The organism is Roseicyclus marinus (genome assembly GCF_036322625.1).
GTDB classification, from domain to species: Bacteria; Pseudomonadota; Alphaproteobacteria; order Rhodobacterales; family Rhodobacteraceae; genus Roseicyclus; species Roseicyclus marinus_A.
The window spans coordinates 3,342,165-3,366,966 of the sequence record NZ_AP027266.1; the positions used below are offsets into that span (position 1 = coordinate 3,342,165).

6 protein-coding genes and 1 tRNA gene are annotated in these 24,802 nt (G+C 66.3%); 4 read left to right on the top strand and 3 right to left on the bottom strand.

The features are described from left to right. Nucleotides 1–35 precede the first annotated feature (35 nt). Entirely contained in the window at nucleotides 36–1,472 is a 1,437-nt protein-coding gene (locus AABA51_RS16185) for an NAD(P)-dependent oxidoreductase (protein ID WP_338273137.1), read from the bottom strand. 211 nt (nucleotides 1,473–1,683) lie between these two features. Here AABA51_RS16185 and AABA51_RS16190 point away from each other — a divergent pair, with 211 nt between their 5' ends. Then, entirely contained in the window at nucleotides 1,684–2,487 is an 804-nt protein-coding gene (locus tag AABA51_RS16190) for an undecaprenyl-diphosphate phosphatase (protein WP_338273138.1), read from the top strand. Here the strand turns inward: AABA51_RS16190 and AABA51_RS16195 are convergent. After that, nucleotides 2,478–3,467, bottom strand: coding sequence for a complex I NDUFA9 subunit family protein (locus AABA51_RS16195; protein ID WP_338273139.1), 990 nt, complete (start codon nucleotides 3,465–3,467; stop codon nucleotides 2,478–2,480). The genes AABA51_RS16190 and AABA51_RS16195 overlap by 10 nt on opposite strands. A 182-nt stretch (nucleotides 3,468–3,649) precedes the next feature. Between AABA51_RS16195 and AABA51_RS16200 the strand changes: the two genes are divergently transcribed. From AABA51_RS16200 to AABA51_RS16210, 3 genes are all read left to right on the top strand, one after another. Continuing rightward, nucleotides 3,650–5,431 (top strand): autotransporter assembly complex protein TamA, encoded by a 1,782-nt coding sequence (locus tag AABA51_RS16200; RefSeq protein ID WP_338273140.1) that lies wholly within the window; start codon nucleotides 3,650–3,652, stop codon nucleotides 5,429–5,431. After that, nucleotides 5,431–8,685, top strand: a complete 3,255-nt coding sequence (locus tag AABA51_RS16205; RefSeq protein WP_338273141.1) for a translocation/assembly module TamB domain-containing protein — start codon at nucleotides 5,431–5,433, stop codon at nucleotides 8,683–8,685. The genes AABA51_RS16200 and AABA51_RS16205 overlap by 1 nt, the downstream gene beginning before the upstream one ends. Before the next feature lie 73 nt (nucleotides 8,686–8,758). After that, nucleotides 8,759–8,845: transfer RNA gene (locus AABA51_RS16210), tRNA-Leu, on the top strand. A 341-nt stretch (nucleotides 8,846–9,186) separates the two neighbouring features. Here AABA51_RS16210 and AABA51_RS16215 read toward each other — a convergent pair. Next, the gene (locus tag AABA51_RS16215) at nucleotides 9,187–24,531 is read right to left on the bottom strand and encodes a Hint domain-containing protein (protein ID WP_338273142.1); all 15,345 of its coding nucleotides are present in this window, start codon (nucleotides 24,529–24,531) and stop codon (nucleotides 9,187–9,189) included. Between the last annotated feature and the right edge of the window lie 271 nt (nucleotides 24,532–24,802).

Consider the following 24,802-nt stretch of genomic DNA (forward strand, 5'->3'; position numbering starts at 1 on the left):
AGCATCCCTACGGATGCACGCCGTGATCGTAACGCTCATTCCGCCGCGACCGCGCCGCTGACCGCCAGCTTCTCGAGGATCGCCTCGGCCGCCTCGCGCCCGTCCCGGATCGCCCAGACCACAAGGCTCGCGCCCCGCACGATATCGCCCACGGCATAGACATTGGGGATCTGGGTTTCATGGGTGCGGAAATTGGCCTTGATCGTGCCCCAGCGCGTCACTTCCAGCTCCGGGCAACCCCAAAGCGTCGGAAGATCCTCGGGCTCGAAGCCCAGCGCCTTGATGACAAGATCCGCGCCCTCGACGTAATCCGCGCCCTCAATGATCTCGGGGCTTTGACGGCCCGTCGCATCCGGCTGACCCAGGCGCATCTTCTGCACCATCACGCCATCCACGGCATCGCCGCCGGCAAAACCCTTGGGCGTGGAAAGCCATACGAAATCAACGCCTTCTTCCTCGGCATTGGCGACTTCGCGCTGGCTTCCCGGCATGTTCGCCTTGTCGCGGCGATACAGGCATTTGACGCTGACCGCATCCTGCCGGATCGCCGTGCGCACGCAATCCATCGCCGTGTCGCCACCGCCGATCACGACGACGCGCTTGCCCTTGGCGTTCAATTCGCCGCTCTCGAATTCCGGCACTTCATCGCCGAAACTCTTGCGGTTGGACGCGGTCAGATAGTCGATCGCCCGCACGATGCCCGCAGCGCCCACACCCGGTGCGTTCAGGTCGCGCGACTTGTAGACGCCGGTCGCGATGACCACGAAATCATGCTTGCCGCGAATGGCGTCAAAGCTGATCGAGCTGCCGACGTCGCAATTTTGGACAAACTCGATCCCCGCCGCTTCCAGCTGCGCGATGCGGCGCATCACGACATCCTTCTCCAGCTTGAATCCGGGAATGCCATAGGTCATCAGCCCGCCCGCGCGGTCGTAGCGGTCATAGACCGTGACCTGCAGACCGGCCCGGCGCAGCATGTCGGCCGCGGCCAGACCACCGGGGCCCGCACCGATGATCCCAACGGATTCAGGGCGTTCCACCGACGGCGCGATGGGCTTCACCCAACCTTCGTCCCAGGCGGTATCGGTCAGGTATTTCTCGACCGACCCGATCGTGACGGTGCCATGGCCCGATTGCTCGATGACGCAATTGCCTTCGCACAGACGGTCCTGCGGGCAGATCCGGCCACAGATCTCGGGAAAGGTGTTGGTCGCCTGGCTCAGCTCATAGGCTTCCTGCAGCCGCCCTTCGGCGGTCAGCTTGAGCCAATCAGGAATGTTGTTGTGCAGCGGACAATGCGACTGGCAATAGGGCACGCCGCACTGGCTGCACCGCCCCGCCTGTTCCGACGCCTTGTCACGCGCATATTCGCCGTAAATTTCTCCGAAATCTTCCCGGCGTAGATTCGGCGGACGCTTCTCGGGCATCTCTTTGTCGACGGTCACGAATTTCAACATGGGTTGCTTGGCCACGAAACATCTCCCATCCTAGCTGCGCCCCTATACAAAGAGCGCACGGGGATAAAAAGACAACAATACTTACCTATTTGCAGATTCTTTGGGCACCACCAGGCAAAAGCCCTGAAATCTGGACCTAAACAAGGTCACAAAACGGACCTATCGAGAAAATTATCATGTCATACCAGAACCTTAGGTTTTTTTCTTTTTCGTTGAGGTTTTGGTGATGGCGCTCTGGAACCTGTTGCTTCTGGCCCTGATCCAGGGCGTGACCGAGTTTCTGCCGATCTCCAGCTCGGGTCATCTGGTGCTTTTGCCGAATCTCACCGGCATGGCCGACCAGGGACAGGTGATCGACGTTGCGGTCCATGTCGGCACGCTGGGCGCGGTCATCCTCTATTTCTGGCGCGACGTGCGGATGGGGCTTGCCGGCATTCCCCGGATGCTGACCGGTCGGATCGACACGGCGGGGTCAAAGCTTGCCTTCCTGCTGGTGATCGCCACCGTTCCCGTGATCGTCGCGGGATTGGTCCTGCATGTGACGGGCCTGTCCGATGCGCTGCGGTCGGTCGCCGTGATCGGCTGGACGATGCTGGTCTTCGGGATCGTGCTCTACTGGGCCGATCAACGCGGGCCACAGGAAAAGCACGCAGAATCATGGTCCTTGCGCGATGCCGTGCTCCTTGGCCTTTGGCAGGCGGTGGCGCTGATCCCCGGCACGTCACGCTCGGGCATCACCATCACGGGCGCGCGCTTCATGGGCTATGACCGCGAAAGCGCCGCGCGGATTTCCATGCTGATGTCGATCCCGACCATCGCCGCCTCGGGCATCTTGCTGGGGGGCGAGGTCATCGCCACGGCCGACGCGCAGACCGCGCGCGACGGGGCCATCGCGGCGGTCTTTGCCTTTGCCGCCGCGCTGGCCGCGCTGGTCGTCATGATGCGTCTGCTCAAATCCGTCAGCTTCACGCCCTACGTGATCTATCGCGTGATCCTGGGCGTGGTGCTTTTGGGGATCGCCTATTCCTGACCGCGCAGGTGGCGGGCCGTTTCCTTGATCTGCGCATATTGGCCACCCGGGCGGAAGCGCCACAGGTAATCCTCCAGCACCGGGTCCATCGCGACCGGGGTAATGCCCAGATCGGCAAAGCCCATCCGCCCCTCGGTCACGACATTGTCGCGGCGCAGGTTGCGGACCTGGTCACGGGTCAGAACACCATTGCGCACCAGGCCCAGCGTCGCGGCCTGCAACAGGTCAAAGGCACCGCCCATCAGCATGGCGACGGGAAAGGGGACATTCACGATCAGGCGGCGGCGCTGGATGATGCGCAGCATGCGCTCCATCAGCTGGCGGAAGCTTGCCACCTCGGGCCCGCCCAATTCGTAGATGCCGGGCTTGGCCTGACCCAGAACGCCCATCACGGCCGCCCGCGCCACGTCGTCGACATGGACCGGCTGGAACCGCGTGTCGGCGCCCACGACCGGCAGAACCGGACCCAGACGGGTCATTCCGGCGAACCGGTTGAAGAATTGATCCTCGGCCCCGAAGATGATGGAGGGGCGCAGGATCACGGCCTGCGGCATGGCGGTCAGAACCGCCGCCTCTCCCTTGGCCTTGGTCTTGGCGTATTCGCTGTCGCTGCCAGTATCCGCGCCGATGGCCGAGATATGGACCATCCGCGCCACGCCCTCTTCGGCGGCGATGCGCGCGATGCGGGCCGCACCGTGCTGCTGGACGTTGTTGAACTTGTTCTTTCCGCTTTCGGCCAGGATGCCGACGCAATTGACCACCGCATCCGCACCGCGCAGCGCCGAGCGCACGCAGTCATCGTCGCGGATATTGGCCAGAACGGGTTCCACCTGTCCCACAACGCCATAGGGGCGCACGAACAAGGCTTCGTTCGGGCGACGGACGGCGACGCGGACGCGCCAACCCTCCTTGGCCATGCGGCGGGCAATGTAGCGGCCCACAAAGCCCGAGCCGCCGAAAATGGTGACGAGTTTCGACATGTCAGATGTCCTTCGGTCGCGTTAAACGGGTGATAGAAGCGGGGCGGCGCAGCGACAAGGCGCAAATCGTCCCGGTCTTTCGCCTGTTTCGTCGCATCCCTGCAAAGCGGCTGGCCAGTATGGGCCAACAAGGCTAGGTCAGGGGTATGTTGAGTGCGCTGCCACGCCCGACCCTTGCCCTGATGCGCGCCGTCCTAGCGACGGTCGCCCTGTTGGGTCTTGTGCCTTCTGCCATCGCCCAGGACGTGTTGCTGCGCGCCCCCGGCGCCCCCGAGGACCTGGTCGACCGCCTGCGGGCCAATGCGCTTTTGCTGCGCAGCCCCGAAGAGGGCACAGAGCGGACAGGCGACGATATCACCGCTGCGGCCCGTGCCGATTACGGGCGGTTGATCGGCATTCTCTACGAACACGGGTATTTCGCGCCCGTGATCGCGATCAGGCTTGATGGACGCGAGGCATCCGACATTTCGCCCTTTGCCGCACCGGCGCAGGTGGCGCGTGTCGAGATCGAGATCGAGACCGGTCCGCCGTTCCGGCTGGGCCGGGCCGAGATCGGGCCGCTGGCCGAGAACACCATCCTGCCTGATGGATTCGCACCGGATCAGCCGGTGACCACGCCGCTGTTGCAGGCTACGACGCGGGCAGCGATCGACGGATGGGCCGCGCGCGGCCATGCCTTTGCCCAAGTGGGCGCGCAGCGCATCACGGCGCGAAATCCCGCCGCGATCCTTGATGTCGCCATCGCCATGGCGCCCGGCCCGGTCATCACCTTCGGCGATCTGGTGCCACAAGGGCAGGACCGGATGCGCATGGACCGCATCGTGGAAATCGCGGGGCTTCCGACCGGAGAGGTCTATACCCCCGCAGCCCTCGAGCGCGCCGAGGAACGGCTGCGCGACACCGGGACATTCGCCGCCGTCGATCTGCGTCTGCAACAGCCGCGCACGGGCGACATTTCCGATGTCGACGCCATTCTGGCCGAGGCCCCGCTGCGCCGCCTGGGTTTCGGGGCAGAGGTCGGCAGCGACGAGGGCTTGCAGCTCAGCGCATATTGGCTGCATCGCAACCTTTTGGGCGGGGCGGAACGGCTGCGCTTCGATCTCGAGATCTCGGGGATCCAGGAACTTGAAGGCGACGGGATCGACGCGGAATTGCGCGGCAGGTTCGAACGGCCCGCAACGATCACGCCGGATACGACATGGGCGGTGGAAACGGCGCTGATCTATCTGCAGGAACCGCGCTACACCATCGAAGGGTTCGGATTGGAATCCTCCCTGACACATCAGCTGTCGCGCACGGTGACGGTCGAGGGCGGTATCGGGCTGAGCTATTCGGTGATCGACGACGGCTTGGGCGAACGCAGCATCCTGCGCTTCACCCTGCCCCTGAGCGCCACCTATGAAAACCGCGACGATCCCGTCGATCCGCGCGGCGGGGCCTATGCGGAGCTGACGCTGACCCCGTTCCAGGTGATCTCCGGCACGGGCGGGGCGCGCGTCACGCTCGACGGGCGCGGCTATCGCGGCTTCGGCGAGGCCGAGCGCACGCGGCTTGCCGCACGGGTGCAGGTCGGCGGGCTGTTCGGTGGCGATCTAGTCGATATCGCGCCCGATGACCTGTTGTATTCGGGCGGGTCGGGCACGGTCCGCGGTCAGGCCTACCGGTCGCTTGGCGCGCTCCAGGGCGGGCGGCCCAGCGGCGGGCGCGGGTTCCTTGGCCTGTCGGGCGAGCTGCGCCACGACATCGGCGATACGGATTTCGGCATCGTGGGCTTTGCCGATGCCGGCTACATCAGCGCGGGCGCCCTGGGGGATGGGGCGTCGGATTGGCATGCGGGCGTGGGGATCGGCCTGCGCTACGCAACCCCCTTCGGGCCGATTCGGGTGGATCTGGCCACACCTGCCTCCGGCGACAGCGCCGGACGCGAGGCCTATCTCTACATCGGCATCGGGCAGGCGTTCTGATGCGGTGGCTTCTGATCCTTCCGCTTCTGATGTGCTTCGCGCTGCCGGGCATCGGTCACGCGCAGGAAGACGACGACCGCTCGCGGATCGTTCGCTTCCTCGAAAACCAATTGTCGGATGGGGCCCGGTCCGTCTCGATCCGGGGCTTTCGCGGTGCGCTGTCCTCGACGGCCGAGATGGACCTGCTGACCATCGCGGATGATCGCGGCATCTGGCTCACACTGGAAAACGCGCAACTGACATGGTCGCGCAGCGCCCTGTTGCGCGGCGCCCTGCAGATCGACCGGCTCAGCGCGGAGCGGCTGGAGGTGGCACGCCGCCCCGACAGCCCCGACAGCGGCCCCGATCTGCCCCCGGCAGAGGCACAGCCATTTTCCCTGCCTGACCTGCCGGTCAGAATCGCCATTGACGAGGTCACCATCGGGGAAGTGACGCTCGGCGAAGACATCCTGGGTAGTCCCGTCGCCCTGTCGATCGCGGGCAGCGCCCGGCTGTCCGGCGGGGAGGGCGCGGCGGCCCTCGAACTCGAACGGCTGGACGGTCCGCACGGCGTCTTCGATCTTGACGCATCCTATGGCAACGCGACGCGCAATCTCGAGCTTGCGCTGCTGGTCGAGGAGGATCCGGGCGGCATCGCTGCGACCGTGCTGGGATTGCCGGGTGGGCCGTCCGTCCGTCTTTCGGTCACAGGCGCTGGCCCGATAGACGATTTCGTCGCCGATATCGCGCTGCAAAGCGATGGCCAGCCGCGCCTTGCCGGGCAGATCGAAACCGCCGTGGCGACAGACACCGGGGAACGCCGGATCGCTGCCGATCTGGCGGGGGATATCACCCCGCTGCTCTTGCCGGAATACCGGGGCTTTTTCGGCCCCGACGTGCAGTTGCAGACCCAGCTGCGCCTTTTGGCCGATGGGGGCGTCGAACTGGATCACCTGTTGCTATCAGCCGCATCGATGACGCTTGAGGGCAGCCTGTCGCTTGCCCCCGGGGGCGTGCCGCGCGACTTCGACCTGACCGGACGGATCGCCGATCCCCTTGGCGGCGACATGGTGCGCCTGCCCCTGGGCGGGGACCCGGTGACGGTGCGATCCGTCGACCTGCACCTGACCCATGATGCGACCCAGCGCGACACCTATACCGCCAAGATCGGCGTCGATGATCTGGACCTCGGGACCCTGCAGATCGACGGGATCGCGCTGGATGCAAGTGGCCGCATCGTTCAGACGGACCAGGGCGTCACGATCGACACACCCCTTACCCTCGACATCATGGGGATCGCGCATGACGACCCCGCGCTGGCAAGGGCGCTGGGTCCGGCCGCACAGCTCGAGGCGCGATTGTCCTGGCGCGAGGGTGCGCCGCTCGCACTCGACGATCTGGTGGCCGAAGCTGGCGATCTGGCTCTGACGGGCATGGCCTCGCTCCTGCAGGAAGAGAACCGCCTCACCCTTTCGACCGATCTTCGGGCCACGGCGGCGGATGTTGACCGGTTCGCCCCTCTGGCGGGTCAGCCGCTGGCCGGGTCCCTGCGCGCCAGCGTGACTGCCGAGGTTGAGCTTTTGTCAGGCGGCTTCGACCTGTCGATGACGGGAACGGGCACCGATCTGATGCTGGCCGATGGCCTGCCGCCGCGGCTGCTGGCGGGGGAGACAATGCTGGAAATCTCGGCGCGGCGGGACGAGACAGGTCTGACGCTGCGGGACCTGCGCCTTGGCAACGCCGAGCTTTCGCTGGATGCGGCGGGGCGGTTGGCGGCCAGCGGCACGGATGTCTCCGCCACGGCGCGGCTCAACGATATCGGGCTTTTCACCGATGCCCTGCGCGGGCCGGTCGATGCGACACTGACCCTCACGCGCGGGGTCGGGACGGCTGCGCCCTTCGGGATCGATGCGCAGGTCCAAAGCGCGGCAGGCATCGCCGCAGAGATCACCGGCACGGCCACGCCCGATTCCGGCACGGTCGATCTTGTCGCCACGGGACAGCTGCCGCTCGGCCTTGCCAACCGCGCCCTTGCACCGCGCAGCATCAACGGCACGCTGGGCTTCGATCTTGCGCTGCGCGGTGCACCGACGCTTGCCAATGTGACCGGTCAGCTCGGCACAAATGGTGCGCGCGTCACCTTGCCTCTTCTCCAGACATCGCTTGACGGGGTTGCCGTCAACGGCAGGCTCTCGGGCGGGCGATTGAGCCTTGATGCCGATGCAAGCCTTGCCACGGGCGGAACCTTGGGCGTCGTCGGAAACATCGCGCTGACAGGGCCCGGTTTCCCGGCACAAATCACCCTGTCGGGTCGCGCCCTGCGGCTTGTCGATCCGACCCTGTATTCGGCGCTGATCGACACGGCCGATATCACGGTCGACGGTCCCTTGACCGGTGCCTTGCGTGTCGGTGGCACGGTCACGCTGGGCGAAACGGAGCTGCGCATTCCCGAAAGCGGATTGGGCGGCGCGGCCCCCATACCGCCGATCACCCATGTCGGGGAAACCGGCCCCGAACGGCGCACGCGGATTGCCGCAGGGCTTGGGCCTATTGATGACGGCGCGGGCGGATCACAACGGATCGCGCTGGACCTGACGATGACGGCTCCCGGGCGCATCTTTCTCAGGGGCCGGGGGCTGGACGCCGAATTGGGCGGCACCTTGCGGATCGGCGGCACAACCGCAGATGTCATCCCCTCGGGACGATTCGATCTGATCCGGGGGCGTCTGTCCATTCTGGGCACGCGGCTGGACCTGACCGATGGATCGGCCAGCCTTCAGGGGAATTTCGATCCGTTCATCCGGCTTCTGGCAAGCTCGCGCAGCGGGGGCTACACCATCGGCGTCAACGTGATCGGGCGGGTGACGGCCCCCCAGATCAGCTTCACCTCCAGCCCGGCACTGCCCGAGGATGAGGTTCTGGCCCAACTCCTGTTCGGGCGGTCCGTCGCGGCCCTGTCGCCCGTGCAGCTGTTGCAGATGGCCGATGCCGCTGCATCCTTGGCGGGTGGGTCCAGCCAATCCGGGATTTTCGCAACGCTTCGCGAGGGATTGGGGGTAGATGACCTCGATCTTCAGACAGACGAGACAGGGAATGCGGCGCTCAGGGCCGGGCGGTACCTGTCGGACAATGTCTATACCGATGTGACCGTGACCCAGGGTGGCACGACCGGCCTGTCGCTCAACATCGATCTGACCCCGGACATCACCGCGCGCGGCACATTCGAAAGCGACGGAACCTCGCGGCTCGGGGTGTTTTTCGAACGGGATTATTGATCCGCCATCTTTGACGCGTTTGTGCCGTTGACAGCCCCTCGGCGCGGCTATATCAGCCCGCCTCACGACACCTGCCCAGGTGGCGGAATTGGTAGACGCGCTGGTTTCAGGTACCAGTGACTTAACGGTCGTGGAGGTTCGAGTCCTCTCCTGGGCACCAAGATCCCCGAGAAACACGATGGTTTCCGGGGGTTACAGGTCAAAGATCTTCCCGCCGGATAGATGTTTCGAACAGCAGGCGACCTGCCTCCCGGCATGGCCGCAAGGTTTCGATGTGCCGTGCCTGTCGCGCGGGCCCTGAACGGGTCTCGCACGTGCGCGAATGCATGCGTTTCGCGGCGGGTTGATCGGGCAGAGGCACGCCCGATCCAAAAGCCATGATGGACATATGAGGCAAGCAGAAACGCCCGCACGAAATGGCGGGCGCTTCTTCGTCCGGAAAATCCTTGCCGAACGGATTGCCCCGCGGCCAGCCCCCCAGCCGCGGGGTCGAACGGGACCTCAGCCCCGGTTCGGGCCGGCCGCGGTGAGCAGCCGTGCCTCGTAGGCCTTCAGCACCCTGCGGGCGGCGCCATAAGCGGCGCGTCCTTCCGGCATGGACAGGTCGGGGAAGATCGTGAACAGCTCGTCGCGCTGTGCAGCGTCGATCCCTTCCATCGCCATGTCGCCCGGCTGGAAGCTTTCGGTCCAGGACCCGTTGGCCAGCACCACCTGGTGACGTTCGCACATCACGTGGACATAGGTGACCGATCCGACCTCCTGGTTCACGATACCCGGCATCCCGGTCAGGTGCTTGGCCGCGACCAGAACCTCGTGTTCGTCGAAGATCAGTTCCGCCTCGGGGCCGCAGATCAGCATCCGGTGGTTCGGACTGACGAGCATGTCACGCTCGGGCAACCCATGGCCGAGAGACCCCGCCCGGATCAGCACCGGGCGCAGTTTCGGCGACTGGGCCAGTTCGGCGGCACCCAGTTTGCGTGCCCCGACCCAGGCCAGTTCCTGGATGCCGTCGTCACGCGTGATCACCTTGTCGCCCGGCTTCAGGTCCTCGACCGGGCGCTCGCCCTTCGGCGTCGCGATCAGCGTGCCGGGGGTGAAGCAGATGATCTGCTCGATATTGGTGAAGGTCAGGCTGCCGGTGATGTTCCCGGCCGCGTCCAGGTAGTTGACCGTCCCGTCCTCACCATTGCCGTCGCTGTCGGTGACACGGTTGACGATGCGCCAGCGCGAGGAGCCCAGATCGAGCGTGTCGAAGTCGTCGCCGCCCGAGCCGCCGTCGATCGTGTCGCCCGCCGCCTCGACGCCGCCGCTCACGATGAACGTGTCCCGATCGTCGTCGCCCGTCAGGTTGTCCGCCCCCTGGCCGCCGACGAGCGTATCGTTGCCCGCCCCGCCCGAGATCAGGTCATCGCCCCCGGCCCCGAAGACAAGATCGTTGCCCGCATCGCCGAACAGGATATCGAGCCCGACGCTGCCGATGATCGTGTCGTTGCCATCGCCACCGATGGCGAGGTTGACGTTGCCCGGCCCATCGTTGCTGGTGGGGTTGCCCACCGGCAGGGTGCCGCCGGCGCTGCCGGTGACGATGAAGTCGTCTCCTGCGCCGCCGTCGAGCGTATCGTTGCCCGCGCCGCCCAGCAGGTCGTCGCCACCCTCGCCGCCCGAAAGACTGTCGTCGCCGAAGCCGCCGAGGATCTCGTCATTGCCGGCACCGCCGTCGACGGTGTCATTGCCGCCGCCCGCATCGACCGTGTCGTCGCCACCATTGGCGTTGATGACATCATCGCCATTGGTGATCTGGTCGCCATCGGCGTCGGTATAGCCCACGGGCATGTTCTCGCCCGTGTCCAGACCGTCGACGGTGCCATCCGCATCGGTGATGATCGTCTCGATCTCGCTGAAGTTGATCGTGACGGGATCGCCCGCAGCATTGGTAAAGACCGCCGTGCCCGCACCGGGCCCGGTGTTCGTGACGGTGACCGGGCCGAGACCGCGCAGGTCCAGCACGTCGCCGATGCGCCCGCCGGGGTTGTTGGTCGGGTCGGTCAGGTCCTCGCCCCCCGTGCCACCGATCACGGTGATCACGGTATTGCCCGGCAGGGTCGGGTCGAACCGGAACTCGTCGTCGCCCTCGCCACCTTCGCCGCGGTCGCCTGCGCCGAGGACGATATCATCATCGCCCGCGCCGCCGATCAGCGTGTCGCTGCCAGGTCCCGATCCGCCCGTCAACGTATCGCTGCCTGCGCCGCCGAGAAGGCTGTCGTTGCCCTCGCCGCCGTTCAGGCTGTCATTGCCCAGGCCGCCATCGACCGTATCGTCGCCGGATCCGGCATCGACCGTGTCATTGCCATCGCCTGCGGTGACGCTGTCATTGCCATCGCCCGCCCGGACCAGGTCATCGCCCGCACCCGCATCGACCGTGTCGTTGCCCGCACCGGTGTTGACCGTGTCATTGCCGTCGCCCGCCGCGACACTGTCATTGCCGCTGCCGGTGGTGACCGCGTCGTCGCCTGTTCCGGCATCGACATCGATCGGTCCGGTCGAGGTTCCGCCATCGATCGTATCGTCGAGGTCCGTGGTGATGACCTTCTCGATCTCGGCAAAGGTGATGTCCACGCCCGGCTCGACATCGATCCCGTTGACCGTGCCGCTTTCCGGGTTGGTGCCGAAGGTGACCAGAACCGGCTCGAAGCTGTCGGACAGGTCCAGCACATCGCCGTCGCCGCCATTCGTCGGATCGGTCAGATCCTCGCCCGTCTCGCCGCCGGTGATCGTGACGGCAACTTCGCCCGCCAGATCGATCGGGTCGAGCCTGAAGATATCGTCGCCCGATCCGCCAAAGGCCTGGTCTGCACCGCCGACCGCGATGACGTCATCGCCCGCGCCGCCGTCCAGCGTATCCGCCCCGACACCGCCCGCAAGCGTGTCGGACCCATCACCGCCGAGCAGGCTGTCATTGCCCGCACCGCCCGACAGGCTGTCATTGCCCGTGCCGCCATCGACCGTGTCATTGCCAGCGCCCGCATCGACCGTGTCGTTGCCATCGCCCGCCGTGACGCTGTCATTGCCGTCGCCCGCCCGGACCGAGTCGTTGCCCGCACCGGCATCGACCGTATCGTCGCCCGCGCCCGCATCGACCGTGTCATTGCCGATCCCCGCAACCACGCTGTCATTGCCGCCGCCCGCGGTGACGCTGTCATCGCCTGCGCCGGTGTCGATCGTGTCGTCGCCGGTCGAGCCGATGACCGTGTCATTGCCGGTGCCGAGCAGGACATTCTCGATCTCCGAGAAGGTCGCCGTGCCGGAGCTGGCCGCGATCGTGCCCGACTCGGGCGTGGTCAGCGTGACCGCCACACCTTCGCCAAGCGGGCGGGTGTCGATCGTGTCGCCCGCGACCTCGCCGGTCTCGCCGCCCGTGATCGTGTCGCTGCCAAAGTTGGGGCCGAGCACGAAGAGATCGTCGCCATCGTCACCCGCAAGCGCGTCATTGCCCGCACCTGCGACCAGCGTGTCGTTGCCCGACCCGCCCGAAACAATGTCATCGCCCAGACCGCCATCAAGGCTGTCGTTGTCGGCACCGCCCGACAGGTTGTCGCCCCCGTCACCGCCCAGAAGCGTATCGGCCCCTTCGTCGCCGACGAGCGTATCGTTGCCGATCCCGCCCGACAGGCTGTCATTGCCGATGCCGCCCGACAGGCTGTCATTGCCCGTGCCGCCATCGACCGTGTCGTTGCCGTCGCCAGTCGCAACCGTATCGGCCCCGTCGCCGCCGGTAACGTTGTCGTCGCCAGCACCCGCGAGGATGAAGTCATCGCCCGCGCCGCCGTCGACCACGTCGTCGCCCGCACCTGCATCGACGATGTCATCGCCGCCGCCAGCCGCAACCGTGTCGTTGCCGTCGCCGGCCGCGATCACGTCATCGCCCGTGCCGCCGGTCACGCTGTCATTGCCGGCACCGGTATCGACCGCGATGGGCGCCGTCGCCGCGGCCCCGTTCACCGTGTCATTGCCGGTGCCGGTCTGCACCTGCTCGATCTCGGCAAATGTGATGTCGGGCGTCCCATCGGCATCAAGGCCGTTGACCGTGCCCGTCTCGGGGTTCGTGCCCAGCGTGACGGTCAGCGGTGCCGACACGCCCGACAGGTCGAGCACGTCACCCGCATCGCCATTGGCCGCATCGTCGGGCGCGCCCGACAGGCCATCGGTGCCGCCATCGATCGTGGCATTCACATCCGGCGCGGTATCGGAGGCATCGAGCGTGAAGACATCGTCGCCCGTGCCGCCAAAGGCCTGATCGGCACCGCCCACGGCGATGTCGTCATCGCCCGCGCCGCCCGACAGCGTATCGGCCCCAAGGCCACCGGCCAGCGTATCGGGCCCAGCATCACCCGACAGGCTGTCATTGCCATCGCCACCCGACAGGCTGTCGGCATCCGCACCGCCCGAAAGCGTGTCGTCGCCTGCGCCGCCCGACAGCGTATCCGCGCCCTCGTCACCCGACAGGCTGTCGTTGTCAGCCCCGCCAAAGAGGACATCGTCGCCAAGACCGCCAGCCAGCGTATCCGCGCCGGTGTCGCCCGACAGCGTGTCATTGCCATCCTGGCCGGACAGGCTGTCGTTGCCGACATTGCCCGACAGGCTGTCGTTGCCGATGCCACCCAGAACCGTGTCATCGCCGAGACCCGCATCGACCGTGTCGTTGCCCTGGCCTGCATCGATCACGTCATTGTCGCCATCCAGACCGTCGATCTGGTCACCCTGGCTGTCGGCAAAGGGCGTGCCGCCCGGTCCCGAGGTGGGGGTGATGTTGTCCGACCCGGCGGTGCCGTCGATCACGCCATTGGTGTCGAGCAGAACCGTCTCGATCTCGCTGAACTGGATCGTGACGGTTTGGCCCGCCGCGTTCTGATAGGTCGCGGTGCCCGCTTCCGGCGTGGTCCGCGTCAGCGTCACGTTGGTCAGGCCGCGCAGATCCAGCACATCGCCCGAACCGCCGTTGATCGTGTCGGTCAGATCCTCGCCGGTCTCGCCGCCGATGATGGTGATCTGGGCCGTGCCGCTGAGGCTCGGGTCGATGCGGAACTCGTCATCGCCCGCGCCCCCCTCGGCCCGGTCGCCAGCGCCGACGAGGAAATCGTCGTCGCCATTCCCGCCCGAAAGGATATCCGCGCCCTCATCGCCCAACAGCGTGTCGGACCCGTCGCCGCCCGACAGGTTGTCATCGCCATCGCCGCCCGACAGCGCATCATTGCCGGCATCGCCAAGCAGCGTGTCGTTGCCCGCCTCGCCCGACAGGATGTCGTCGCCGATCCCGCCCGACAGCGTGTCATTGTCCGCGCCGCCAAAGAGAACGTCACTGCCATCGCCGCCCGAGAGATTGTCGGCCCCGGCATCCCCGAACAGCAGATCATCGCCCAGCTCGCCCGACAGAACATCGGCCCCGTCGCCACCCGACAGGAAGTCGTTGCCCGTCCCACCGGTCAGAAGGTCGTCATTCGCGCCCCCATCGAGGCTGTCGTTGCCATCGCCGCCCGCAAGCGTGTCGTTGCCGTCGCCGCCGAACAGAGCGTCATTGTCGGCCCCGCCGTCGAGATTGTCGTTGCCAAGCCCGCCGTCCAGCGTATCGGCCCCGGCATCGCCCGACAGCACATCGCCATCCGCGCCGCCCGACAGGCTGTCGTTGCCGATGCCCCCCGCCAGCGTGTCGATCCCGTCGCCGCCGAGCAGCGTATCCGCCCCGGCACCGCCCGACAGGCTGTCATTGCCGACATTGCCCGCGACCACGTCATCGCCGTCGCCTGCATCGACCGTATCGTTGCCAAGGCCCGCATCGACCGTGTCATTGCCGGAGCCCGATGCGATGACATCGTCATTGCCATCGGCCCCGTCGATCTGGTCACCCTGCGGATCGGTGAAGCCGGGGATCATGTTGTCCCCGCCGCCGGTCCCGTCGACCACGCCATTGGCGGCCGTCAGAACCTGCTCGATCTCGGAGAACTGGATGGTGACCAGATCGCCTGCCGTGTTGCGGAACGTGGCCGTCCCCGCCTCGGACACACCGGTGATCGGATCGGGGTTGGTATAGGTCACCGACACATCGGTCAGGCCGCGCAGGTCGAGAACATCGCCCGTCCCGCCATTGGTCGGGTCGATGAAATCTTCGGCCCCTTCGCCGCCGGTCACCGTGATCGCCGCCGTGCCCGCCAGCGTCGGATCGACGAGGAAGACATCGTCGCCATCGCCGCCCTGCGCCAGATCGCCCGCGCCGATCAGGAAGTCGTCGTCGCCCGCGCCACCGGCCAGCGTATCGGCCCCGGCCCCGCCAATCAGCGTGTCGGACCCGTCGCCGCCCGACAGCGTGTCGCTGCCGTCGCCACCGACCAGGCTGTCATTGCCCGTGCCGCCGCCCAGGCTGTCGTCGCCCGCGCCGCCATCGAGCGTGTCATTGCCCGCATCGCCCGCCAGCGTATCGTTGCCGGCACCGCCCAACAGGCTGTCATTGCCATCGCCACCCGACAGCACATCGGCATCCGCGCCGCCGTCGAGCACGTCATCGCCCGTGCCGCCGTCCAGCGTGTCATTGCCTTCGTTGCCGGACAGCACATCGGCATCCGCACCGCCCGACAGGCTGTCGTTGCCAAGCCCGCCCGCAAGCGTATCGGCCCCGTCATTGCCTTGCAGCGTATCGGCCCCATCGCCGCCGGTGACGTTGTCGTCGCCAGCACCCGCGAGGATGATGTCATTGCCCGCGCCGCCGTCGACCACGTCGTCGCCCGCACCTGCATCGACGATGTCATCGCCGCCGCCAGCCGCAACCGTGTCGTTGCCGTCGCCGGCCGCGATCACGTCATCGCCCGCGCCGCCGGTCACGCTGTCATTGCCGGCACCGGTATCGACCGCGATGGGCGCGGTCGCCGCGGCCCCGTTCACCGTGTCATTGCCGGTGCCGGTCCGCACCTGCTCGATCTCGGCAAAGGTGATGTCGGGCGTCCCATCGGCATCAAGGCCGTTGACCGTCCCCGTCTCGGGGTTCGTGCCCAGCGTCACGGTCAGCGGTGCCGACACGCCCGACAGGTCGAGCACGTCACCCGCATCGCCATTGGCCGCATCGTCGGGCGCGCCCGACAGGCCATCGGTGCCACCATCGATCGTGGCATTCACATCCGGCGCTGTATCGGAGGCATCGAGCGTGAAGACATCGTCGCCCGTGCCGCCAAAGGCCTGATCGGCACCGCCCACGGCGATGTCGTCATCGCCCGCGCCGCCTGCGACCGTATCGGCCCCAAGGCCACCGGCCAGCGTATCGGGCCCAGCATCGCCCGACAGGCTGTCATTGCCGTCCGCGCCCAAAAGCACGTCGGCATCGTCACCGCCCGACATCGTGTCGTCACCGGCACCGCCCGCAAGCGTGTCATTGCCGGCATCGCCCGACAGGCTGTCATTGCCGATATTGCCCGCGACAAAGTCATCGCCCGTGCCGCCCAGGACGGTATCGTCGCCCAGGCCCGCATCCACCGTGTCATTGCCCGCACCGGCGGCGATCACGTCGTTCAGACCATCGGCCCCATCGACCACGTCGCCCTGCGCATCCGCAAAGCCGGGAACCAGCGCATCCGGTCCGGGCGTGCCATCCACAACGCCGTCGCCATCGCGCAGGATCGTCTCGATCTGGAAGAACTGCAGCGTCGAGCCATCGGCAAAGGTGACCGTGCCCTGCTGTGCGCCCGCATCGGTCGCATCCGCCGTCGCCGTGATCGTCACCGGACCCGCGCCGCGCAGGTCGAGCACGTCATTGTCGGTGTTCTGATCCGGGCCATTGCCGCCCACGACCACGTCGCCCGCGCCATCCGCCGCGCTGCCGATCACGATCGTGTCGTTGCCGCCCTCGCCCCAGCTCTGGTCCGCGCCGAGGCTGCCGAGGAACAGGTCATTCCCGCCCGCGCCATCCTGATCGGCGATCTGCTGCGGAATGGTCAGCGTGCCAAGACCCGTGGCGTTGTCGCCATAGGTCACGTCATCGCCGGCCCCGCCGTTGATCGTGTCGGCCTCCGTGCCGCCGATCAGCGTGTCGTTGCCATCGCCGCCCGAAAGCGTGTCGGTCCCGATCCCGCCGAGGATCGAGTCGTTCCCGGCATTGCCAAAGATCGAGTCGTCGCCCGTGCCGCCCAGAACAGTGTCATCGCCCAGGCCCGCATCGACCGTGTCATTGCCAGCGCCCGCCTCGATCCGGTCGTTCAGACCGTCCGCGCCGTCGATCTGGTCGCCCTGCGGATCGGTGAAGCCGATGGGCAGGTTGTCATTGCCCGGCGTGCCGTCGACCGTGCCGTTGGCGTCGGTCAGAACCCGCTCGATCTCCGAGAAGGTGATGGTGACCGGCTGGCCCGCGCTGTTCGTATAGGTCGCCGTCCCGGATTCCGGGCCGGTGGAGGTCACGCTGACCGGACCAAGCCCGCGCAGGTCCAGCACGTCGCCCGTGCCGCCATTGGTCGGGTCGGTGAAGTCTTCACCGCCCTCGCCGCCGACCACGCTGATCACACCGGTGCCGGGCAGGGTACGGTCCACGCGGAACTCGTCGTCGCCGTCGCCGCCCTGCGCCACGTCGCCCGCGCCAAGCACGAAATCGTCGTCGCCCGCGCCACCGGCCAACAAGTCGGCCCCGTCACCGCCACTGAGCGTATCCGCACCGTCGCCGCCGAGCAGCGTATCCGCACCGTCTCCGCCCTCAAGGCCATCGTTGCCGACACCGCCGTCGAGCGTATCGCTGCCATCGCCACCGATCAGGATGTCGGCACCATCTTCACCCAAAAGGCTGTCATTGCCGACATTGCCGAGCAGACTGTCATTGCCCGTGCCGCCGACAACGGTGTCATCGCCCAGGCCCGCATCGACCGTGTCGTTGCCAGCACCCGCCTCGATCCGGTCGTTCAGACCATCCGCGCCGTCGATCTGGTCGCCCTGCGGATCGGTGAAGCCGATGGGCAGGTTGTCATTGCCCGGCGTGCCGTCGACCGTGCCGTTGGCGTCGGTCAGAACCCGCTCGATCTCCGAGAAGGTGATGGTGACGGGCTGGCCCGCGCTGTTCGTATAGGTCGCCGTCCCGGCTTCCGGCCCGGAGAAGGTCACGGTGACCGGACCAAGCCCGCGCAGGTCCAGCACGTCGCCCGTGCCGCCATTGGTCGGGTCGGTGAAGTCTTCACCGCCATCGCCGCCGAAAACGAGGATCGGGTTGGTGCCGGGCAGGTTGCGGTCGATGCGGACGTCGCCGTCGCCGCCCTGCGCCACATCGCCCGCGCCAAGGATGAAATCGTCGTCGCCCGCACCGCCGGTCAGCAGATCGTCGCCGTCGCCACCGACCAGCGTATCCGTGCCGTCACCACCGGTCAGCGCGTCATTGCCAGCGCCCCCGTCGAGGCTGTCGTTGCCGACACCGCCGTCAAGCACGTCATCGCCGATCCCGCCGACCAGCGTGTCATTGCCATCGCCGCCGAGCAGGCTGTCATCGCCCGCGCCGCCGTCGAGCACGTCATTGCCCGTGCCGCCATCGACCGTGTCGTTGCCGCCACCCGCGCCGACCGTATCGTCGCCGCCATTGGCAAGGATCGAATCCGCCCCCTCGGTGATCAGGTCGCCATCCGCATCCGCATAGCCCACGGGCATGTTCTCGCCCGTGTTCAGACCGTCGATCGTGCCATCAGGTTCGGCCACGTCCGTCACATTGACGTTCAGCGTGACATCCTGCTGGCCGCCACGGCCATCGGACACGCGGACGGTGACCTGGTAGATGTCGTCGCCGCTGGCGCTGTTCTGCCCCTCGAAATCCGGAGGCGTGACGAAGGACAAGGCACCCGTCGCCGGATCGATGGTGAACCGCGCCGCATCCTCGCCACCGGCGATGGAGAAGGTCAGCGGATCGCCATCGGGGTCGAACGCGTCCGCATCCACCACGAAATTCGTGTTCTCGGCGACGTTGATCGTCTGGCCATTGGTCACGTTGGTGAACAGCGGCGCCTGGTTCGTCGGAACGAAGGGCGAGCCGAGGATCGTCTCGATATTGGTGAAGTTCAGGACCTGACCGGTCGGATTGCCCGCACCATCCAGGTATTCCACCGTCCCGTTGGTGCCATTCCCGTCGGAATCCGGCACCTGGTTGATGATGCGCCAATTGCCTGCATTCCGCAGGTCGAGCACGTCGGCATCCACACCACCCGCGCCGCCATCGACGGTCATGTTCGCGGCCGTCAGGCCGTTGGCGTCCGGCTGCGTCCGGTCCACGATGAACGTGTCGGCATCATCGCCGCCCAGGACGCTGTCGCCCGCGCCAACAATGAGCGTATCGTCGCCGAAATCGCCCGACAGGGTGTCATTGCCCGCGCCGCCCGTCAGCGTATCGTTACCGAAACCGCCGAACAGACGGTCATTCCCATCGCCGCCATCCAGGCTGTCGTTATCCTCCTGGCCACCCATGAAGTCATCGCCCTGACCGCCAAGCAAGATATCGTTGCCGACGTTGCCAAGGAGCGTGTCATTGCCGAGCCCGCCATCGACCGTGTCATTGCCGAGCCCCGCATTGACGGTGTCATTGCCCGCGCCCGCGTCGATCACGTCATCAAGACCATCGGCGCCGTCGATCTGGTCGCCCTGCGCATCGATGAAGCCCACGGGCAGGTTGTCGGCACCCGCCGTGCCATTGACGACGCCATCCGGGCCGGGGCCTTCGACGACATCGGTGACATTGACGTTCAGGCCCACATCCTGCTGGCCGCCACGGCCATCGGACACGCGGACGGTGACCTGGTAGATGTCATCGCCGCTGGCGCTGTTCTGCCCCTCGAAATCCGGGGGCGTGACGAAGGACAGGGCACCCGTCGTCGGATCGATGGTGAACCGCGCCGCATCCTCGCCACCGGCGATGGAAAAGGTCAGCGGATCGCCATTGGGGTCCGTCGCATCGGCATCCACGACAAAGGTCGTGTTCTCGGCCACGTTGATCGTCTGGCCATTGGTCAGGTTGGTAAAGACCGGCGGCTCGTTCGCCGGCGGTTCGAACACATCGGTGACATTGACGTTCAGGCCCACATCCTGCTGGCCGCCACGGCCATCGGACACGCGGATCGTCACCTGGTAGATGTCATCGCCGCTGGCGCTGTTCTGCCCCTCGAAATCCGGGGGCGTGACGAAGGACAAGGCGCCCGTCGTCGGATCGATGGTGAACCGCGCCGCATCCTCGCCACCGGCGATGGAAAAGGTCAGCGGATCGCCATTGGGGTCCGTGGCATCGGCATCCACGACAAAGGTCGTGTTCTCGGCCACGTTGATCGTCTGGCCATTGGTCAGGTTGGTAAAGACCGGCGGCTCGTTCGCCGGCGGTTCGAACACATCGGTGACATTGACGTTCAGGCCCACATCCTGCTGGCCGCCACGGCCATCGGACACGCGGATCGTCACCTGGTAGATGTCATCGCCGCTGGCGCTGTTCTGCCCCTCGAAATCCGGGGGCGTGACGAAGGACAGGGCACCCGTCGTCGGATCGATGGTGAACCGCGCCGCATCCTCGCCACCGGCGATGGAAAAGGTCAGCGGATCGCCATTGGGGTCCGTCGCATCGGCATCCACGACAAAGGTCGTGTTCTCGGCCACGTTGATCGTCTGGCCATTGGTCAGGTTGGTAAAGACCGGCGGCTCGTTCGCCGGCGGTTCGAACACATCGGTGACATTGACGTTCAGGCCCACATCCTGCTGGCCGCCACGGCCATCGGACACGCGGACGGTGACCTGGTAGATGTCATCGCCGCTGGCGCTGTTCTGCCCCTCGAAATCCGGGGGCGTGACGAAGGACAGGGCACCCGTCGTCGGATCGATGGTGAACCGCGCCGCATCCTCGCCACCGGCGATGGAAAAGGTCAGCGTATCGCCATTGGGGTCCGTGGCATCGGCATCCACCACGAAATTCGTGTTCTCGGCGACGTTGATCGTCTGACCATTGCTCACGTTGGTAAAGACCGGCGGCTGGTTGGCCGGGACGAAGGGCGAGCCGAGGATCGTCTCGATATTGGTGAAGTTCAGGACCTGACCGGTCGGGGTCCCCGCACCATCCAGGTATTCCACCGTCCCATTGGTGCCATTCCCGTCGGAATCCGGCACCTGGTTGATGATGCGCCAATTGCCTGCATTCCGCAGGTCCAGCACGTCGGCATCCACGCCGCCCGCGCCGCCATCGACGGTCATGTTCGCGCCGGTCAGGCCATTGGCATCCGGCTGCGTCCGGTCGACGACAAAGGTGTCGGCATCGTCCTGGCCGAGTGCAATATCCCCCGCGCCGACGGTCAGCGTGTCATTGCCCGTCCCGCCAGAAAGGCTGTCATTGCCTGCACCGCCCGTCAGAACGTCGGCCCCGGTGCCGCCCTCCAGCGTGTCGTTGCCAGTGCCACCATCAAGCGAATCGTTGCCGCCTTCACCGCCGATGAAGTCGTTGTCGGCCCCGCCGAGCAGGGTGTCGTTGCCCGCCGTGCCAAAGATAACGTCATTGCCCGCGCCGCCATCGACAAAGCTTGCGTCAGCGGTAGAATCGAGGCCCGGCGCATCGTCGATGACGTCATTGCCGTCACCGCCAAAGACGGTGTCGTTGCCCGCGCCATACTGGATCGTGTCGTCGCCAGCGCCCGCCTCGATCCGGTCGTTCAGACCATCTGCGCCGTCGATCTGGTCGCCGTCGGCATCGACAAACCCAATCGGCAAGAAATCACTGCCGGATGTGCCGTCGACCACGTTGTCGGGCTGCGGATCGGTCAGAACGCGCTCGATCTCCGCAAAGGTGATGGAGACGGGCTCGCCCGCGCTGTTCGTGTAGACCGCCGTCCCGGATTCCGGCCCGGTGAATGTCACCGTGACCGGGCCAAGCCCGCGCAGGTCCAGCACGTCGCCCGTGCCGCCATTGGTCGGGTCGGTGAAATCCTCGCCGCCCTCGCCGCCGAAAATCGTGATCTGGCCGGTGCCGGGCAGGTTGCGGTCGATGCGGAATTCGTCGTCGCCCAGACCCCCTTCGGCCCGGTCGCCCGCACCCAGAAGGAAATCGTCGTCGCCCGCCTCGCCACGCATGGAATCGAGGCCATCGCCGCCGATCAGCGTGTCGGAGCCGTTGCCGCCCTCCAGCGTGTCGTTGCCGGTGCCGCCATCTAGCGAATCGTTGCCGCTGTCAGCCCCGATGAAGTCGTTGTCAGCCCCGCCGAGCAGGGTGTCGTTGCCCGCCGTGCCAAAGATGACGTCATTGCCCGCACCGCCATCGACGAAGCTTGCGTCAGGAGTGGAATCAAAGCCCGGCGCATCGTCGATGACGTCATTGCCGTCACCGCCAAAGACGGTGTCGTTGCCCGCGCCATACTGGATCGTGTCGTCGCCAGCGCCCGCCTCGATCCGGTCGTTCAGACCATCCGCGCCGTCGATCTGGTCGCCCTGCGCATCGACGAAACCGATGGGCAGGTTGTCGTTGCCGGATGTGCCGTTGACCGTGCCATCGGGAACGGCCTCGTTCACATCGGTGACATTGACGTTCAGCGCCAGATCCTGCTGGCCACCGCGCCCGTCCGAAACCCGGATCGTGACCTGGTAGATGTCATCGCCGCTGGCGCTGTTCTGCCCTTCGAAATCGGGCGGGGTGACAAAGCTCAGCTCACCCGTGCCGATATCGATGACAAAGCGCGCCTGATCCTCACCGCCGATGATGGAGAATTGCAGCGGATCGCCATCCGCATCGCTCGCATTCGCATCCACGACGAATGTCGTGTTTTCAGCCACGTTGATCGTCTGGCCGTTCACCAGGTTGGTAAAGACCGGCGCGGCATTGGTGCCGAACTCGGTCCCGAGAATGTTCTCGATCTCGAAGAACTGGATGTTCTGGCCGGTGTCGTTGCCGAATTCGTCCAGAAGGTCGATGTTGCCGTTGAACCCCGGTCGACCGTTGCCGTTCGTGGTCAGCTGGCTGATCCGCCAATTGCCGGCGTTGCGGAGGTCGAGCGTGTCGAAGTCGTTGCCGGTTTCGCCGCCGACGACAAGCATGCCACCCGTCGTGCCGCCAAAGCTGTCCAGCTGCGTGCGATCGACGATGAATGTGTCGTCGCCCTCGCCGCCATAGGCGGCGTCTTCGGCGCCGACGACGATCGTGTCGTCGCCGAACCCGCCGTCCAGCACCTCGAACGGGGCCTCGAGCGGGGAGGGCCTGTCTGCCCCGGTGTTGTCGCCACCGTCGATGAAATCGTTGCCCGCACCGCCGTTGATGCTGTCCAGACCGGCACCGCCAAAGATCGTGTCGTTCACACCATCGGTGCCGTCGATCTGGTCGCCCTGGGCGTCGACGAAGCCGGGGTTCATGATGTCCCGTGCGGAGGTGCCATCCACGACACCGTCGCCGGTCGGCGAGGGCGGGGGGGGCGTCGTGCCATCGAACGGCGTCCCGAGGAAATTCTCGATCTCGAAGAACTGGATGTTCTGGCCGGTATCGACCCCGTTTTCATCCAGCAGGTCGATGATCCCGTTGAAGCCGGGCTGCCCGTTGCCATTCGTGGTCAATTGACCGAACCGCCAGTTGCCCGCATTCCGCAGGTCAAGCGTGTCGAAATCGTTGCCGGTTTCGCCACCGACGACAAGGCTGCCGCCGACATTGCCACCAGCGCTTGTCAGCTGCGTCCGGTCGACGATGAACATGTCCATGCCGGACCCGCCATAGGCGGCGTCTTCGGCCCCGACGATGATGGTGTCGTTTCCGTCACCGCCATAAAGCGCCTCGAAGGGGGCCACGACCGGCGACGGCCTGTCCCCACCGGTGTTGTCGCCGCCGTTGATGAAATCGTCACCCGCGCCGCCGTCGATGCTGTCGAGACCTGCCCCACCGAAGATCGTGTCGTTCAGACCGTCCGCACCGTCGATGATGTCGCCCTGCGCATCGACAAAGCCGGGGTTCATGATGTCCCGCAGGCCCGTGCCGTTGACGACCCCATCCCCGATCACGCCGCCCTCGGCCACGTCCAGGACATTGACCAGCAGCGAAACCTCCTGCTGGCCACCCTGACCGTCCGACACGCGGATCGTCACGTCATAGATGTCGTCATTGCCGACGGCGCTGTTCTGCCCCTCGAAATCGGGGGGCGTGGTGAAGCTCAGGACGCCGGTATTCGGGTCGATGGTGAAACGGCCCGCATCCGCGCCACCGGCGATGGAAAAGGTCAGCGTGTCGCCGTTCACATCGGCCGCATTCGCATCCACGACGAATGTCGTGTTCTCGGCGATGTTGATCGTCTGGCCATTCACCAGGTTGGTGAAGGCAGGCGGCGTATTCCCGGTCGGCGGCGGCGGCGGCGGTGCTGCGGCGACGGTCGTCCCCTCGATCGACTGGTAGAACCAGATCTCGTCATGGGCCGTGTTCAGAACGCGAACAACCCGGATCGAGGTGATCTCGCCCAGGTTCGACATCGAGCCATCGCCCTGCCAATCGGCGACGAACAGGTCCCCGTTGGTCATCTGCGCAAAGGAGGCGCGCGTCAGAACCGTGCTGCCATCCGCGCGCGTGACCTCGACATCGACCGCGCCGACGTTCGAATCGAGCCGCTCGGTGACCGTGCCCGACCCCGTGTTGTAGGTGACCGTCTGCTGCGGCCGCGCGCCAAAGCCCGTTGCAGGACCCTCGATCGACAGCTGCCCGGTGCCCAGGTCGGTCGCGTCCAGCGTCGTGATCTGAAGCGGCGTAAAGACCTGTCCGGTCAGCTGCTGCTGGTTCTCGGCCGCGATGTCGCCAAGGCCTTCAAACGGGTCGAGGTCCAGGAATTTCCCGACATAGATGAAATTCAAAAGGGCCATGTCAGATCTCCTCGCGCTGGCAGATCAGCGTTGCGATTGGGGGAAGGGCCGGCGCTGCGACCGGACGACGGGGCGTTCCGGTGGCGCACGGCAAGGGAGCGGATACGGCGCGTGGCGCCGGCGATGCAGAGGCTGACTGTCCGGTAAAGGGGAATGCGATCCATGCGCCCGGCCAGGACATTCCGGCACCATGGGCAAAGCGATCGGCAAAGGTGGCGCGGGGGCCAGTACGAATAACGGTCATCCTGCGATGTCTTCCTGCACAGGGCCG